Here is a 16,557-nt window from a genome sequence, read left to right on the forward strand (position 1 = left end):
ACTCTTTGTGCCTTAGTGTCTTTGTGGCTAAACGCTCTTAAAAATCAAATTTATAATTAGCTCCTCCAAGAATCTGGAATCCTTGCACCGGATAATTTAACCATTTTTGATAAGCTTGATTTCCAATATTATTTGCTTTCAAGAAAAACGTTAAACGTTCGCTGAATTTATAACCAACATGAGCATTCGCATCAAAGTAGCTTTTAAGCGTTGTAATGACTGGATCAACTGTCAAATTTAAATTCGATTGCATATCTTTTCTTTCGCCAACATAAAACACATTCAATCCTGCGTACAATTGCTTAGTAATACTAACGTCTAAAGTTGAACTTAATTTCATTGACGGCAAATTCCATGCTTCAACAGCATTATCAGTATTATAACTATTAAAAGTTCCGTTGATTCCGAAAGTTACATTCTGAGAAAAATCAGCTTTTAATTCTCCATAAAAACGGAAAGCTCTAATATCTTCATAAACTACCCCAAACGAGTTTCCGAATGCGTAATCTTCGTTTGTAATAACTTCAGTATAATCATTGGCTTTAAATAAGGCTTTATCTTTTTCATTTAAATAAGAAGCGGTCAAGTTATAATTAACATTATTAGCCAATTTTCCTTTTAGTCCAGCAAAAACATTGTACTGCGTGCTAGACGGACGCATATTTAAAGTTGGAGACAAAAACGGATTATCGGTTACAAAATCTGCATAAGAATTCTGGTTCAAAGCTCCATTTACCCCTGTGTAGAAAATCATCAAATCGCCAACCAGTCTGTAAGAAGCATTTACTTTTGGATAGAAATAAAATTTGTTTCCGCTGTTTTCAGAATCTGCGCTGTAATAAACTCCCGCACCTAATTCAAGAGTCCATTCATTTTCATTGATTACAAAACTTGGTTCGATTCCAACATTTGTAAAACTATATTTTAATGCTTCTGTGTTGTCTTGGAAATAATTATTCTTGAAAGAGCCGCTTACGTGATCTACAATAACGTTTGTTTTAATCGACTGATCCATTACATCAACTGTAAAAGTTGGCTTTAAATAAAAACGATTTTCTGATGAAGAATAACTGTCTGAAAAATGCGTAAATCTTGCTGAAAGCTTACTAAAAATACTTTCGTTAAATTCTGCATTTCCACCAAGCGAAATGGTATTATAAGAATGATCCGGATTAATGCTGTTTACCAAATCATAACGCTGGTCTGGAATTGTCGATCCAAAATCTGAAGGAAGTCCATACCAATTATAAATCTGATTTTGATACCCTAAATCAACACCCCAAGTTACATCTCTATTATTCTGTCCGTAACCTACATTAATCGCCGTATCGTAAAACTCATCATTCAATTCCACATCTTTAATTCCGCCTTGAGAAGAATGATGACGAAACATTCCTGCCAGATAATCATTGTTCCCTAAGTCCTGATTTACAAACAATTCAGCATTTAGAGTACTGTAATTACCCAAACCTAAAGTCGCATAATTATTAAACAATCTTTCTTTTTTTGCTTTTTCTACACCTTCAGCTTTTCCTTTAGAAGGAGTAAAAGTAGAAGCCACAGGAACAGACAAAATACTATACTTAATAACTTCCTTTGGCTGATTTCCGCTGTCGTCAAGCGAAGGCGTTTCTTTCACTTTAAAAGCATCTGAAATAGTCGGCGAATACGGTTTTACAACATTTACTGTCTCGGTTCCGATACTTTCATTCTTCTTCTGTGCAAACGAAAACTGAGCAGCAAATAACACTAACAAAATGATAATTTTATGTCGGCAGTTTAATTTCATATTTCTTTCTTTTGAGAGCATTATTTAGAGAAAAGAAAATAGAATAAAGAGAATAGAATTCTCATTTTTCTACATTTTCTCATTTCATTTGCTCTACATTTTTTGTTCTATTTTCTATATTCTAAAATCTGTGTTCTATTCTCTATATTCTTAAATCTAAAATCTACAGTCTTAAATCTAAAATTAATTAAGCTTCCCACTCCCCTTTGGCCACAAACTGAGTTTTTCCTCCTATTGTAATATCGTATTGATCGTTGGCTAATTTTCCTTTAAAATGAATCTGAGAAGGGCGCCCCATATAATCTCCCTGATAATTGATTTTTTCAATTTCTGGCGAATGGTATTTTAAAAGATAAGCTTGCAGACAAGTACTTGCGCTTCCTGTCGCTGCATCCTCTTTCAGCTGATTGTGTTCAATGTATAAAAGTCTGCTTGCCAGTTTACCATCTTCAAAACTATAGAAATACAATCCTTGGTGGTCGGTTTTGCAATGCTGTTTAAGCCATTTATCTGTTTTGTCTTTATCTAAAGTCAGATTTTCTAAAGCTCTTTTGCTATTTAAAGGCACAATTACAAAAGCACTTCCTGTTGTCACTTCCTGAATCAAATATTGATTGTCAAAATCATCAATGGTCAGGTTACTGAAAGTTGGAAAATCTTCTTTCCCAAAAACATCCCAGAATTTTGGCTGTGCCGCTTTTAACCAAATCAAGCCTTCAGATTGTTTAATTTGAATTGGCCCAATCGGAACTTCTACTGTTATATTTTCGGGAGAATTTTCAAAAACTTTGTTCATCAAAACCCATGAAGTCCCAATAATTGGATGCCCTGCAAACTGCATTTCTTGAGACGGAGTAAAAATTCTAATCTCTGCTTTATTCTTTTCTTTGTCTAGTTTCGTAATAAATGTGCTTTCTGAAAAATTCATCTCAAGCGCTATCTGCTGCATTTCTTTCGAACTTAAATTTCCAGCATCTAAAAAAACCGCCAGCTGATTTCCAGCATATTTTTTTTCTGTAAAAACATCAACTATGTAAAAAGGTAAACTCATATTTTTTCTTTTAGAAATTAGAAAAAAGAGTATAGAAAATAGACTTTCAATCTTTCGTGTGAATATTTTTTAATCTATATTCTATTCTCTATGTTCTATAATCTTTTTTCTTATTTATTAATTGAAGAATTCGTTTTTGACTCTTCTGATTTAATAGCGCTTAATTCTCTTTTTGCTTCTTCCACCACATCTGGATAATCGGTAAAATTGTTGATTACGTTATCTAGAATATAAGTCGCCTGATAACTGTCTTTTAATCCGTAGAAGTTTTTCGCCATTAAGACCAAACCTTTAGCTCCGTAATATTTGTAAGCCGAATAACTTTTTGCCAGTTTTTGAACCGCAGTATTCGAAGCTTCAAATTTTCCTTCTTTTGTTTTGAAATACGCATCGTAATACAACGCTTCTGCCGCCAATTCTCCTTTAGAAGTTGTAGCTAGTTTTGCGTAAGCCGCTTTTGCTTTATCTTCATTTCCTGTCTGCATTGCTGCACGCGCCACGATAATTTGCGCATCGGCTTTTACACCTGCATCAGATTTTGGATTTTCTAATACTTTATCTGCTGCAACAACCGAATTGTCATAATCTTTTTTATCGTAATAACATTTCATTAAATTGGCTTGCGCAAAAGTTTTATTTTGAGGATAATCTGCCTCTTTTTCTAGACTTACTAAAACCGGAATTGCTTTATCGCAATCTTTTGCTTTTAGATAAATCTGAGCCAATCTGTTTAAAGCTTGCTCTGTAAATTCGTTTCTCGGCTGATCAATTACATATTGATAATTGGCAATAGATTTTGTTTCAGAACCTTCGGCATACGTTAATTGTCCTAAATAAAAATTAGCTTCTAACGCATGTAATCCGTTCGGGAATTTGCTTACGTAACCCGCAAAACCAGTACTTGCTGCTTTGCTGTTATTCTGGCTGTATTGTTTGAAAGCTGCATCGTAAGTATCATTATCCAATTCTGCATCTGTAACAGAAACAAAATCCAGCGTACGAACCCAAGTTGCATATTCGTCTACTTTTCCAGAATCAACATAAATTAATCTTGCTGTCGAAACTGCTTCTAAAGCTTCTGGAGTTTTTGGGAATTCTGCCGCCACTTTTTTAAACTTCGTTAAAGCTTGTGCATCACGATCAGAATTATAGTAGATTAAACCTTGTTTTAAGATTGCTTTTGATGTAAATGTTCCGTTACCAAATTCAGAAATTAACTGATCGTAAGTTTTAATTGCTTGATCGTTTTTCTTTTCTGCCACATACGTATTTCCTAATTCGAACAAAGCATCATCTCTGTACGATGATTTTTTGTACATCTGAAGGAAATTATTCAACTCGTCTACTTTCTTCGCATTATTTGACATAAATCCGTAAGAAAGCGCTTTTTGAAACTGAGCATAATCAGCATCTACACCTTTTGCAGCGATTGCTTTTGCGTAAGCTTCGTTTGCAGCGCTGTATTTAGACGTTACAAATCGGCAATCTCCCAAACGTAAATAAGAATCGTTTAAACGAACTTTATCTGAAGGCGATTGATCAATTTGAGCTTGAAAAGAATTTGCAGCCTGATCGTATTCTTTCAGTTTGAAATACGTGTAACCAATATTGTAGTTGATATTTTTATATTCGTCAGTCGACTTTGCCGCTGCCATTCCGGCAAATTGCTTGTACGTTAATAATGCGTTTTGCATATCATCGTTCAAATATTCTGTTTCTGCTTTCCAGAAAGTGGCACGTGCCGTAAATTCAGGAGTTTTTTGTTCGTTTATCGCGCTTTTAAACAGTTTACCCGCTTCCTGATAATTATTCTCATTGTACAATTCTAATCCACGATAAAAAAGTACTTTTTGATACGCTGCTTTATTTTCTGCAGTTCTATTTTTTTCTAATAAAGCCAGTGCTTCTTTGTAGTTTTTAGAAGAAATATAAGAATCGACCAATAATTTCTCTACCTCAGCACGGCTTGAATTATTCGGATATTTTTTAAGGAAATCTAATAAAATTCCAGGGACAGCTTGGTACGCGTTTCCGATATCATAACTCAATTTTGCATAGTTTAACGCAGCATCTTCTTGAATCTGTGCATTAAAATCCATTTCTGAAGCATTTTTAAAAGCATTTAAGGCTTCTTGCTTTTTACCAATATTCAGATAACTCAAACCTAAATGATAGTATGCATTTTGAGCCACAAAATCTTTTCCTTCAATAATTTTATTAAATTGGGAAATTGCTTTTTCGTAGTTTTTCTGCTCATAATACGCATAACCTAACTGATAAAAATCGGTATTATTCCACTTCCCTTTTTTACCAGCATATTGCTCTAAATATGGAATTGCTTTTCCGTATTGTTTTAGGTTGAAATAACTTTCTCCAATAATTTTATTCAGTTCCGATTTTTCAATTTCGTTTGATTTGCCCATCGCCTGCTGACCTAAATCAATTGCTTTTTGGAAATTTCCAAGTTTGAAATTCATATCAGCCTGATAGTACGACAGTTTTTCTTTGTATTTTTCTTCTCCCGAAACCTCATCAAAATATTTTGTAGCTTCTTTATAATCATCTCCTTCATAAGCCATAAAACCTAAGTAATATTTGGCCTGAGAACCGTATTCTTTAGAATTCACTACTTTATTAAAATAGTTCGTCGCCTCTTTTTTCTTTTTAGCATTAAAATAGCTGTAGCCTTTCATAAAGTTAAACTTATCAGACTCAGCTTTACTCATGTAGCTTTCATCAACTTTATCAAACCACATTAAAGCTTTTGGGTAATTTCCCTGTTCGAAGAAAAATTGCGCTGCTTCTATATAAGCCTGATTTTGCTTCGTACTTGTTGGATAATCATTAACAAACTGTTCTACCAAAGCATCAGCATTTGCCTTATTCGTTCTTATAGCGCAATTAGCAATATAAAAAGCACAATCCGATTTCACTTCCTCGGTAATAGCTGTGTTTTCATTGTTCTTTACGTGCTCAAAAATAAGTTGAGCCGAGGCATATTGTTTGTCGTTATATAAAGCCAGTGCTTTGTCAAAATCCTTTAATTCGTAAGTGTAAATAGCTGATTTTTGTGCGGAAGCTATAGTCGAAGCAAGGAAAATTTGGAATAAAAAGAACCTGGAAAGTTTACGCATTTTAATAATATTTAGTATTCAAATGTATCATTTTTATACGGTTTATAACGAAACGTTTCAAGCTTTTATTATCTCTAAAAAATTAAACTGCTTCATTTTTTTTAACAAATCAATCTCAAAATATTGGTTCTCAAAGCTTCTAAAAAAAATTTTGAAACCATATAAGTGATGTAAATAAATATAATATTCTAAAACTTTGTTGCGTTTTATAAAGTAAGCTTTTATCGCTTATATGGTTTAATTTAAGCCTTTCCAAAAATAAATTTGCTCCAATTTTATTAAATGAACTTATATGGCTTATATGGTTTAATTACATTTAAACTTTTTCATAAGAATTCATTTAAATTTATTTTGAATCCAAGCGTTATCTTATTACTTTTACCATTCAAACCAATTTTATTATGTCACAAACCGTACTGTCTCTTAAAGAAGTCACTATATATCAAGAAGGAAGAAAAATTATCTCTCACATTAACTTAGATGTTAACCATGGTGAGTTTATCTACATTATCGGGAAAACTGGTTCTGGAAAAAGTAGTTTTCTAAAAACTTTATATGCTGATTTACCGCTAGTTGAAGGTGAAGGACATATTGTTGAATTTGATTTGGCAACTTTAAAAGAAAGTGAAATTCCGTATTTAAGACGTAAAATCGGAATTGTGTTTCAAGACTTTAAACTGCTTCCAGACCGTTCTATAAAAGACAATATGCTTTTTGTTTTAAGAGCTACAGGATGGGTTGAAAAAGAAGCCATGCAACATAAAATTGATGAAGTTTTGGACAAAGTTGGAATGAAAGACTTTGTAAACAAAATGCCGCATCAGCTTTCTGGAGGAGAACAGCAGCGTGTTGCAATCGCTAGAGCGCTATTGAACGACCCAGAATTTATCCTTGCTGACGAACCTACAGGAAATCTTGATCCACAGACAAGTTCTGAAGTTTTAGAAGTTTTAAAAGCAATTAATGCCGCAGGTAAAACCGTTATTATGGCAACGCATGATTATGCTTTATTAATGAAATTCCCTTCTAAAACCTTAAAATGCGAAGATGAAAGAATCTTCGAAGTGGTGCAAAGAAGCGTGTAATGCTTTCCATTTTAATTCCGGTTTATAATTACAATGTTTTACCGCTCGCAGGCGAACTCGTAAAGCAATGCAATTCGTGCGGAATTATTTTTGAAATACTTTGCTTTGACGATGCATCAACTCTTTTTACAACAGAGAATGAAAAAATCAATGTGTTTCAAAATTGCTCTTTTTCTGTTTTAGAAAAAAATATTGGACGAAGCGCGATTCGGAACTTATTGGCCAATAAAGCTGCTTATGAAAATCTGCTTCTTTTAGATGCTGATGTAATTCCTGTTCACGATAATTTTATTTCTAAATATATCGCTGCCATAAAAGAGGAAAAAAAAATGGTCTTTGGCGGACAATTATATAAAGACGAAAAACCAGCAAAAGAACTGCTTTTACGCTGGATTTACGGAAGAAAAAGAGAATCTCAGAGTCTACATGAACGCAATAAAAGCGCATCTGATTTTGCTTTGCTTTCTAACTTATTAATCAAAAAAGAAATCTTTATTCGTTTTCCTCTTGATGAAACATTAACAAAATACGGTTACGAAGATTTACTTTTTTTTACTGTTTTAAAATCAAACGGCATTACGATTTCTCAAATTGAAAATCCGATTTTTCATTTGAATTTTGAAACATCAGCCGTTTTTATAAACAAAACAAAAATGGCTTTAGAAAATTTAGTCTTTTTACAGGCCAGCCTTAAAATATCAAAAGATCAGAGTAAAGTTATTACTGCATTTGGGCTTTTAAACAAACTAAAACTGGTTTCTCTATTTTATTTTATCTTCCAAAAATCAGAACGGAAAATCGAGCGAAATTTGCTTTCAGAAAAACCATCTCTTTTTCTTTTCGATATTTACAAACTGGGTTATTTCTGTTCTTTAAAAACAAAATAAATGGCTTTTTTTTCTATCATTATTCCGCTATACAACAAAGAAAATTTCATCGAAAACACGATGAAAAGCGTTTTGGATCAGACTTTTCAGGACTTTGAAATTATTGTAGTAAATGACGGATCTACAGATAAAAGCGAAGAAAAGCTATTGCAGTTTAAAGATTCTAGAATCCAATATTTCAGTAAACAAAATGAAGGCGCTTCCGATGCAAGAAATTTCGGAATCGAGAAAGCAACTTCAGAATACATCACTTTTCTCGATGCTGATGATTTTTGGTATCCAACATTTTTAGAAACGATGTTTGGCTTAATTTCGAAATTGTCCGAACAGAAAGTTTTTTCGGCTGCGATTGAAGTCGATACTTCTAAAAAAATCATTCCTTCAACCTATTCTATTTCAAAAACAAATAACGAATTTGAAATTGTAAATTACTTTAAAGCTAGTATAAAAGAAACGGTTCTTTGCACTTCCTGCGCCGTTTTTCATCGATCTGTTTTTGCAGAAATTGGAAATTTTGATACTAGAATTAAAAGCGGGCAAGACGTAGATTTATGGATTCGAATCGGACTTGTTTATCCTATTGTTTTTTCTTGGAAAATTTTAGCGCGTTATGTTTATGATCCTAACAGTCTTTCAAAAAACCGCAATTTCATAAAAGAAAAAATGGATTTTTCGAAATTTAAAATGGCAGAAAAAACTAATTCAGATTTAAAAAAGTTTCTGGATTTAAACCGTTTTTCTCTTGCTATTAAAAGCAAATTAGCCGGAGAGAAAGCACTTTTTTACAACTATCACAACGCAATAGATTTAAAAAATTTAGGCTGGAAAAAAAGTTTTTTACTTCGCCTTCCTGCTTTTGCCTTACACTTTTTAATTTCTTTTAAAACCTTTTTAGCCAATACCGGAATTGGTTCGTCAGTCTTTAAATAATCTGAATTTTTTATATTCACGAATGTAATCTTCTTCATTGAATTCGCCAGAAGATAAAACCAGACAAACACTTCCTGAAGAGAAATTTTTAAGTTCGCGCCAAATTCCAGAAACGATCAGCAGGCCTACATTTGGTTTATTCAGCGTTACGGTTTTTAAGCTTTTTCCGTCTTTTAAAACCACATCAAAACTGCCGCTTAAAGCAATTAAAAATTCCTGCTGTTCAATATGCGCATGTCCGCCCCTTTTGCTTCCGCTTGGCACATCGTACAGATAATACACTCTTTTAGAAACAAACGGAATAGTATTTCCTTCTACAACAGAAAGGTTTCCTCTTCTGTCTTGAATTTTAGGAATTTCAATCAGCTGAACATCTGAAATATTCGTCATTATTGATGATTTAGGAGGTTCTTCCATTGTTCTGAAATATTTTTTAAAGACAAATGTTTTACACTTTCAGCAGCATTCTTTTTACAGAAATTATATAATTCATCGTCATCTGTAAATCGATTCATGGCCTCAGCAAAAGCTTTAGAATTGTGATTTTCGACCAATAAACCATTAAATTCATTTTGGATAATTTCTCTCGGTCCCGAATTACAGTCGACAGCAATAACGGGCGTTCCTAAAGCTAATGATTCTACAATCGACATCGGAAAACCTTCAAAATTACTGGTCAAAACCGTAAATTTTGCTTTCCGAACTTCATCAAACGGATTTTCTTTAAAAGAAAAAATTTCGACATAATCATTCAAATTCAAAGCTGCAATTTTCTGCTGCATGAAATCTAAATCAACTCCCGCTCCCATCAAATGCAAACGATATCCTTTTTCATATATTTTTGATTCTGAAAAAGCTTCTAACATCAGGCCGAAGTTTTTCACTTTTTCATCAAATCTTCCGAAATATAAAATCACTTTTTGAGGTTCCGAAATTTCTTTGTTAAATGCTGAATCGGCAATAAAAAAAGGATTATAAATCGTAACTGTATTTTTGAGTTCGTATAATCGATTTACTTTTTCTTCAATTGCTTTTGAAACACAAATTAAAGCTTCAACATTCTTGTAAAGCATTCTCGACCAAAACTTTGAAGACGGAAAATAATTCTGAAAATTATAACTGTGTACGATATAATAGATTTTTAAACCGTGGTAAATATATCTGGTCATTAATTCGCGTAAAAGGACATTTCTCGATCTTCCGTCAATAACAATTTCGATATTATTTTGAACCAGATAATTTCTCAATAATCTTCCTTTTTTTAATTTTCTAAAAAAAGAAACTGAGCCCGAAATTTCTTTTTCTAAATTGAATAAAGTTCCAGTATACGCATAATCTACACAATTGTTGACAATAATAGAATGAATCTCAAAACCTGAATCTTCCAGCATAAAAGTCAGCAAACTTGCAAAACGCTCTGCTCCTCCTTGCCCTAAAGAATGTGATACAATCGCAACTTTCGTTTTACTCATGTTTTAACCAAAAAAGTAGATATATTTGTCAAATATACATATAAATGAAAGTTTTATTGGTAGGCGAATACAGCCATTTGCACAATTCTTTAAAAGATGGTTTGCTGGCTTTAGGGCATGAAGTTTTTATTATCGGTCAGAAAGACGGTTTTAAAAATTTTCCTGTTGATTTCCCTATTTATAAAAAATGGGATTCGGGTTTTCTCAAAAAAATTAAAGTTGGGGTGTATAAATTATCTGGATTTGATTTTAGTTCGTTTATAACCTATCGCCAGTTTCTAAAATTCAAAAAGCAATGTTCTGGTTTTGATGTGGTACAGCTCATCAACGAAAACAGCTTTAATTGCCAGCCTTTCTTCGAAAAAAAAATCATTTCACATCTTTTAAAAAATAATCAGAAGCTTTATTTATTAAGCTGTGGCTACGATTTTCTGAATATAAAATATTGCTTTGAAAATCCCGATTTTAAATCTGTTTTTCCGTTATATCTGAATCATAAAATCGATAAAAAGTCTTTTGGAAATGTTTTAAAATTTCAAGAAAAAGCGTTTTTCAAATTGCATCAGTTTATTTATAAAAACGTAAACGGAATAATTGCTTCAGATTTAGATTATCATCTTCCACTTCTCGGAAACGAAAAATACTTGGGCTTAATACCGAATCCAATTAATATTGAAAAATTAGCTTTTCAACCTTTAAACATTACAGATAAAATCATCATTTTTCATGGCATTAACAATGATAATTATTTAAAAAAGGGAAACGATTATTTTGAAAAAGCATTAGAAATAATTGAGCAAAAATATGCTTCAAAAGTCGAAATAATTACCGTGCGAAGCGTTCCTTATGCTGAATATATCAATCTCTACAATAGCTGTCATATGTTATTGGATATGGTTTATGCTTACGATCAAGGCTATAATGCGCTCGAAGCAATGGCAAAAGGAAAAGTGGTTTTTACAGGCGCAGAAACTGAATTTACAGCGCAGTACAATCTTTCTGAAAAAGTCTGTATAAATGCCATTCCAAACGTAGATTATCTGGTAAATGCATTGTCTTTTTTAATTGAAAATCCAAACGAAATTACAGCAGTAGGAAAGCGTGCGAGGACTTTTATTGAAGAACATCATCATTATATAAAAATTGCAGAAAAGTATATTCAGAAATGGAGCGAGAATTAAAATAAACTCTTTCTAAAACAAACTGATAATACTATCAGATATATAAAATTCTGAAAAACATAAGCGATGACTACGCCTTCTATTTGAAACAATTGAATACAAAATAAAGTTGCAAAATATAAAACGGAAAGCGAAAATAATTCGGTTAAAATAAATGCGGAAGTCTTTTTTTTAGCAAAAAACTGATATCCTAAAATAAGAGCACAAACTTTAAAAATATCTCCCAAAAGCTGCCAAAAAAACAAATCGGTTACAGGTAAAAAATCTCTTGTAAAAAGCAGTCGGACAATAAAAAATCTCATAAAATAAATGAGAGTGAGTGCTATACCAAAGATCGGCAAAATGAACTTGTAATACTGTAATAAGATGTTTTTTGTTTCTAAATCACTTTGGGTTTTAGATAGTTTTGGTAAAAAATAAACGCTCACAATAGTACTTACAAACATTAGATAATAGGACGAAATTCTCGTCATTGATTCCCAATATCCTGCTTGCTCAATTCCTAAATGCTGAATAATATGATTTCGAATTGCAAGAAATACAAAAGGTCCAAAAACAGAAGAAACAAGCGCCATTAAAGAGTATGAAGAAAGGTTCTTTAAAATTTTAATATCGAAAGAATCTAATTTTATAATTTGAAGAAACTGAATCTCTCGCTGAACTAAATAAAAAGTAGCAAAAAATAGCAACGCTGGCGCAATTACAATTGCAAATAAAGCTCCAGAGGTTTTGAATTGTAGGATTAGAAAAATGGAAGTTAGTAAACCAATAATATTTCCGATAATGTTGATCCTAATTACTTTTTGAAATTTGCCTAAACCATTAATTACTGCAATTAAAAAAATAGAAAGTCCGTAAGTTGGCAAAACCAATGCTAGAACTTTAAAAACAATTAAATATTCGATGTTATTTCCAAAGATTTTCCGGTTCCAGTAAGAAGCTGTAACGAATAAAATTCCGCTTAGCAGAAGCGCAACAAACAATAAAGTGATAAAAACAGTAGAAACTATTTTTTGAATTTCAATTTTATTTTTCTCATTTTCAGCTGTATATTTTACAATTCCGTTTTGAAAACCTAAAGAAGAAATATTCTCTAATGAAGTCAAGAAGTTTCGGAGATTTCCAACCAAAGCCATTCCGCTGGGACCAACAAAAACCGCTAATATTTTTGAAGTTATTAATCCGATTCCAATTTTTAAAGCAACGCTGAAACTGTTTAAAGAAGTGATCTTAAACAAACTCGTTTGAATTATTTTTTTATAGAAATTCAATTAGTATTGATTTAAAATTTCAATAATAAAATCTACTTCCGAGTCATTCAAAACTGGACTTATGGGCAAACTCAAAACTTCTCTATGAATTTTTTCTGTAATAGGAAACGACAAATCATTCCATTCTTTAAAAGCTTTTTGCTGGTGTGGCGCAATTGGATAATGAATAACAGTTTGAATATTATTTTGAGCTAAATATTCTTGTAGATTTTCTCTATTTTCTGTTCGAATGACAAACAGATGGAAAACATGATTGTTGGAAAAATCCCAATACGGCAATGTTATTTTATCGTTTTTAATTTCTGCTAAATATCGTTTTGCAATGATTCTTCTTTTCTCATTATCTGAATCTAAATTTGGCAATTTCAAATTTAAGAACCCAGCCTGTAATTCGTCTAATCTCGAATTTACACCAATATATTCGTTGTGATATTTCTTTTCTGAACCATAATTTCGAAGCGAAAAAAGCACTTTTGCTAATTCAGAATCGTTTGTTGTAATTGCTCCGCCATCGCCCAAACAGCCAAGATTTTTTCCTGGGTAAAAGCTGTAAGCGCTTGCAGATTTTAGATTGTTGATTTTAGATTTTAGGTTTCGAGCTAAATCTCCAGAATTTGGAACTTGGGATTTAAAAATATCGGAATTTGCATTAACACCGTGACTTTGTGCACAATCTTCAACAACAATTAAATTGTTTTTTTCTGCTATTTCATTGATTCTCTCCATTTCAGCCAATTGTCCGTATAAATGAACAGCTAAAATCGCTTTGGTTTTTGGAGTGATTTTTTCTTGAATTAAATCCGGATTGATATTATAAGTTTCCAATCTTGGTTCGACTAAAACTGGAATTAAATCGGCTTGTAAAATAGCCAAAATACTCGCGATGTAAGTATTTGCAGGAACGATTACCTCATCGCCTTTTTGGAGTTTTCCGAGTTCGATGTATCCTTTAAAAATGAGAACCAAAGCATCAAACCCATTCCCGACTCCGATACAATATTTAGAATGGCAATATTCAGCAAAAGCTTTTTCAAAAGTTTCTACTTCCTTTCCTAAAATATACCAGCCGTTTTCCAGAACCGATTTCAGTTTTTCCTGAAAATCAGTTTCATAAGGCTCGTTCATTTTTTTTAAATCCAGAAAAGAAATCATAATGTAAGTTTGTAAAAGTCCTGACTATAAACACTGCAGCCTAATTCTTCTTTTTGCTTTATAAGACCTTTATTATAACCAAATTCATTTTCCTCACCCACAATACCCATATCAAAGAAATGCTTTCCTTTTCTTTTATATTTATGGATCAAATTGACGAACAAAAAATCAAGCGCTCTGAATTCTTCTCCTGTTTTTGAAGTAGCGCCATATTGAGATTTTACAACATTTTTGGTTTCAAAAATGGTTATTCCTGCAATAATTTCATCATTTCTATAGGCTGAATATTGCCTAATATTTAGAGGAAATTTAGATTTTAAGATCGCTATTTCTTCTTTTGAATGTACTGGCTTTACATCAAATTTTTCTAATAATCTTGGCTCCAAAACTTTCTCCCAAAACGGATCAAAATTCTCTTCTTCAAAAATATCTAAATCTAGATTTTCAATTCTTCTGAAATGTTTCATTTTACTTTTAGAAATATTCAAAGGAATTGTCAGATTAACGGCCAGATTCATTTCTTTTCTTTCTAAAACCGCTCCTCTTTTCATTAAAAAAAAGTCCATTGCGGCATTTCCTTCAGAAAAATAAAAATCTGGAATTGGCTTATAATAAAGAGTTTCGAATTTATTTTCTTTCAAAAAAAGCAAAATTTCATCTAAAATTGATTCTACTTTTTCTGCTTTCATTTTTGACAAAAACACTAATCCTCCATAGGTTAAACCTTGGTGAGAATATATAGAATTTCCTTTTTTATTAGCGGGAAGAATTGCGCGCAGTTTTTCTTCTTCGAAAATTAAAAGCGAAAAATCTTCAAAACGATCTTTATGGTATTCTATAAAATCCCGATGAAATAAAAAAGTGGCATTTTTTGCCTGAGCGACAAAATCGTTCCAAATAGTATAATCGTTTTTATTGTATTTTCTTACAACGAATGTTTTCAAAGTTTTATTTTTTTGCCACGAATTTCACCAATTTTCACGAATTAAATTAGTGCAAATTCGTGAAATTCGTGGCTGAATATTTTTCTACTTATGATCGAATGCTTTTAAATGCCATTTGTATTTTACAGCCATTAATCGAACTACAATAATTACAAGAGATGTAACCAGATATAATATATCGTCATTTAGGTTTAGTTTTCGTAATCCAAAAAATACAATTCCTCCTAATATACAAATGGTTGCATAGATTTCTTCTCGAAAAACGTTTGGAATTTCGTTACACAAAATATCTCTAATTACACCGCCAAAACAAGCTGTCATGGTTCCTAACGCAATACAAATTGCTGGATGAAGTCCTGTTAGAATTCCTCTTTCAAGACCAATTAAAGTAAAAACGCCAAGACCAATGGTATCAAATAAAAACAACGAAGTACGAAGTTTATCGAAGCTTTTTCTGAAAAGAATGGCTAGAAAAAATCCTAAAATAATTACGTAAACATATTGCATGTCGCGCATCCAGCCAACGGGAGTTCTTCCGATTAAAACGTCACGAAGTGTTCCGCCTCCAACTGCAGTTACAAATGCAATAATAAAAACCCCAAACGGATCTAGTTTTTTGTGCATTGCGGTTAAGGCGCCAGACATTGCAAACGCCATGGTCCCAATAATATCGAGTAGGTGAAACATTCTTTTTGAGTTGCTGAGTTTCTAAGATTCTAAGCTGCTAAGCTTTTCTTAACAAAAAGCCAAAGTTACAAAGTTGCAAGGAATAATCTTAGCAAATCTGACTCGTAAAAGTACTTATCATCTTTTCACGTAAATCGGACTTCTTTTTAGCAAATATGTGATCGAATCTATCCAACTGTCTTTTACTGCCAATAATGGCTTACGGGTTTGCGAGTAGATCTTGTCTTTATTTTTATACATGTCAAAATAAACCGTATAGTAATAATAGCTCTGATTGTTTGCTGTAGTAGTCGAAATGTCGCTTGTGCTAACTTTTTTGTTATTGTTGCTCACTTTTGTATCTCCACTGCTGTAGGTAGTAGCTGTAGAAGCTGTTCCAATGGTATATGAAATTTTCGCAGCCACTATATTATCAACTCCTAGTATTTTTTCAAGATCTGCAATTGGAGTTTCGTCAATATTGTTATGATCGATTCCTGCTTTGTGCAAAAGGCTATTGGTTGTTCTTAAATCCTGAACCGTTAACGGTAAAATATTAGATGCTTTATCCAACAGTTTGTTATACAGATCATTTTGAGCAAATTTTGCCATATCTTCAGAACCTTGCTGATTATCGGCGTTTACGTAAGGAACTGGCAGTACCGCAATCGTATTAGGTTTCATCTCTGCAGTTTCAATACTTTGAGAAGTATTTTGAGCTGTGTTGTTTGGACTTGAAGACGCATCAAAAGTTTGAGTTCTTCCGCTTGCAAAATCGATTCTCGCGATCTGCGAAACGTCTAGCGAAATCTGAATTGTTTCGCCAGGAAGCGAATAATCTACGGTTTTATCAGACATTTTTAAAATCGTACAATCGATTATCTGATAATCTCTTTTTATAATTCTATCTAATTTTTTTCCGCTTTGTGCAAAAGTAATACAAGCAGACAATAGTACTAGTAACACTAGAAATGGCTTTGTAATTTTCATTTGTT

Annotated in this window: 14 protein-coding genes; 4 read left to right on the forward strand and 10 right to left on the reverse strand. The window is 32.4% G+C overall.

What is annotated here, in order from left to right; genetic code table 11:
- Window positions 1-37 precede the first annotated feature (37 nt).
- The 3 genes from AC3E9W_RS10160 to AC3E9W_RS10170 all read right to left on the reverse strand — a co-directional run bounded on the left by AC3E9W_RS10160 (window position 38) and on the right by AC3E9W_RS10170 (window position 5,974).
- The gene (locus AC3E9W_RS10160; RefSeq protein WP_488768252.1) at window positions 38-1,789 is read right to left on the reverse strand and encodes a TonB-dependent receptor; all 1,752 of its coding nucleotides are present in this window, start codon (window positions 1,787-1,789) and stop codon (window positions 38-40) included.
- A 187-nt stretch (window positions 1,790-1,976) separates the two neighbouring features.
- Window positions 1,977-2,840 carry a PhzF family phenazine biosynthesis protein gene (locus AC3E9W_RS10165; protein ID WP_488768253.1) on the reverse strand — a complete coding sequence of 288 codons (864 nt, stop codon included), beginning with the start codon at window positions 2,838-2,840 and terminating at the stop codon, window positions 1,977-1,979.
- Between the two features lie 110 nt (window positions 2,841-2,950).
- Entirely contained in the window at window positions 2,951-5,974 is a 3,024-nt protein-coding gene (locus AC3E9W_RS10170; RefSeq protein WP_488768254.1) for a tetratricopeptide repeat protein, read from the reverse strand.
- Between the two features lie 401 nt (window positions 5,975-6,375).
- On the opposite strand from AC3E9W_RS10170, the gene AC3E9W_RS10175 reads away from it, so the two are divergent.
- From AC3E9W_RS10175 to AC3E9W_RS10185, 3 genes are read left to right on the forward strand one after another with little or no spacing between them, the layout of a single operon-like run.
- Window positions 6,376-7,059: a cell division ATP-binding protein FtsE gene (locus AC3E9W_RS10175; protein ID WP_306156918.1), complete on the forward strand. Its 684-nt coding sequence runs from the start codon at window positions 6,376-6,378 to the stop codon at window positions 7,057-7,059.
- Complete coding sequence (locus tag AC3E9W_RS10180) at window positions 7,059-7,946, forward strand: glycosyltransferase family 2 protein (RefSeq protein WP_488768255.1); 888 nt, start codon at window positions 7,059-7,061, stop codon at window positions 7,944-7,946. The genes AC3E9W_RS10175 and AC3E9W_RS10180 overlap by 1 nt, the downstream gene beginning before the upstream one ends.
- The gene (locus AC3E9W_RS10185) at window positions 7,947-8,876 is read left to right on the forward strand and encodes a glycosyltransferase family 2 protein (RefSeq protein ID WP_488768256.1); all 930 of its coding nucleotides are present in this window, start codon (window positions 7,947-7,949) and stop codon (window positions 8,874-8,876) included. It begins immediately after the preceding gene.
- On the opposite strand, the gene AC3E9W_RS10190 is transcribed toward AC3E9W_RS10185, so the two are convergent.
- Complete coding sequence (locus tag AC3E9W_RS10190) at window positions 8,862-9,293, reverse strand: sugar 3,4-ketoisomerase (RefSeq protein ID WP_488768257.1); 432 nt, start codon at window positions 9,291-9,293, stop codon at window positions 8,862-8,864. The genes AC3E9W_RS10185 and AC3E9W_RS10190 overlap by 15 nt on opposite strands.
- On the reverse strand, window positions 9,266-10,348 hold the full coding sequence (locus AC3E9W_RS10195; protein ID WP_488768258.1) for a glycosyltransferase: 1,083 nt from the start codon (window positions 10,346-10,348) through the stop codon (window positions 9,266-9,268). Before AC3E9W_RS10195 ends, AC3E9W_RS10190 begins: the two co-directional genes overlap by 28 nt.
- A 44-nt stretch (window positions 10,349-10,392) precedes the next feature.
- Between AC3E9W_RS10195 and AC3E9W_RS10200 the strand changes: the two genes are divergently transcribed.
- Window positions 10,393-11,529, forward strand: coding sequence for a glycosyltransferase (locus AC3E9W_RS10200; RefSeq protein ID WP_488768259.1), 1,137 nt, complete (start codon window positions 10,393-10,395; stop codon window positions 11,527-11,529).
- Here AC3E9W_RS10200 and AC3E9W_RS10205 read toward each other — a convergent pair.
- From AC3E9W_RS10205 to AC3E9W_RS10225, 5 genes are all read right to left on the reverse strand, one after another.
- Window positions 11,526-12,800 carry an O-antigen translocase gene (locus AC3E9W_RS10205; RefSeq protein ID WP_488768260.1) on the reverse strand — a complete coding sequence of 425 codons (1,275 nt, stop codon included), beginning with the start codon at window positions 12,798-12,800 and terminating at the stop codon, window positions 11,526-11,528. The two genes, AC3E9W_RS10200 and AC3E9W_RS10205, sit on opposite strands and share 4 nt — an antisense overlap.
- The gene (locus AC3E9W_RS10210; protein ID WP_488768261.1) at window positions 12,801-13,952 is read right to left on the reverse strand and encodes a DegT/DnrJ/EryC1/StrS family aminotransferase; all 1,152 of its coding nucleotides are present in this window, start codon (window positions 13,950-13,952) and stop codon (window positions 12,801-12,803) included.
- Window positions 13,949-14,896, reverse strand: coding sequence for a FemAB family protein (locus AC3E9W_RS10215; protein WP_488768262.1), 948 nt, complete (start codon window positions 14,894-14,896; stop codon window positions 13,949-13,951). The genes AC3E9W_RS10210 and AC3E9W_RS10215 overlap by 4 nt, the downstream gene beginning before the upstream one ends.
- Before the next feature lie 84 nt (window positions 14,897-14,980).
- Window positions 14,981-15,583 (reverse strand): trimeric intracellular cation channel family protein, encoded by a 603-nt coding sequence (locus tag AC3E9W_RS10220; RefSeq protein WP_306156934.1) that lies wholly within the window; start codon window positions 15,581-15,583, stop codon window positions 14,981-14,983.
- Between the two features lie 117 nt (window positions 15,584-15,700).
- Window positions 15,701-16,552, reverse strand: a complete 852-nt coding sequence (locus AC3E9W_RS10225; RefSeq protein WP_488768263.1) for a hypothetical protein — start codon at window positions 16,550-16,552, stop codon at window positions 15,701-15,703.
- Window positions 16,553-16,557: the final 5 nt, after the last annotated feature.

The sequence above is a fragment of the Flavobacterium sp. 38 genome, assembly GCF_057799715.1.

Excerpts from the sequence above, each read along its gene's own strand:
- AC3E9W_RS10190 (WP_488768257.1), bottom strand. The coding sequence starts at position 9,293 with ATGGAAGAACCTCCTAAATCATCAATAATGACGAATATTTCAGATGTT.
- AC3E9W_RS10225 (WP_488768263.1), bottom strand. The coding sequence starts at position 16,552 with ATGAAAATTACAAAGCCATTTCTAGTGTTACTAGTACTATTGTCTGCT.
- AC3E9W_RS10195 (WP_488768258.1), bottom strand. The coding sequence starts at position 10,348 with ATGAGTAAAACGAAAGTTGCGATTGTATCACATTCTTTAGGGCAAGGA.
- AC3E9W_RS10200 (WP_488768259.1), top strand. The coding sequence starts at position 10,393 with ATGAAAGTTTTATTGGTAGGCGAATACAGCCATTTGCACAATTCTTTA.
- AC3E9W_RS10180 (WP_488768255.1), top strand. The coding sequence starts at position 7,059 with ATGCTTTCCATTTTAATTCCGGTTTATAATTACAATGTTTTACCGCTC.
- AC3E9W_RS10160 (WP_488768252.1), bottom strand. The coding sequence starts at position 1,789 with ATGAAATTAAACTGCCGACATAAAATTATCATTTTGTTAGTGTTATTT.
- AC3E9W_RS10220 (WP_306156934.1), bottom strand. The coding sequence starts at position 15,583 with ATGTTTCACCTACTCGATATTATTGGGACCATGGCGTTTGCAATGTCT.
- AC3E9W_RS10185 (WP_488768256.1), top strand. The coding sequence starts at position 7,947 with ATGGCTTTTTTTTCTATCATTATTCCGCTATACAACAAAGAAAATTTC.
- AC3E9W_RS10210 (WP_488768261.1), bottom strand. The coding sequence starts at position 13,952 with ATGATTTCTTTTCTGGATTTAAAAAAAATGAACGAGCCTTATGAAACT.
- AC3E9W_RS10165 (WP_488768253.1), bottom strand. The coding sequence starts at position 2,840 with ATGAGTTTACCTTTTTACATAGTTGATGTTTTTACAGAAAAAAAATAT.
- AC3E9W_RS10175 (WP_306156918.1), top strand. The coding sequence starts at position 6,376 with ATGTCACAAACCGTACTGTCTCTTAAAGAAGTCACTATATATCAAGAA.
- AC3E9W_RS10170 (WP_488768254.1), bottom strand. The coding sequence starts at position 5,974 with ATGCGTAAACTTTCCAGGTTCTTTTTATTCCAAATTTTCCTTGCTTCG.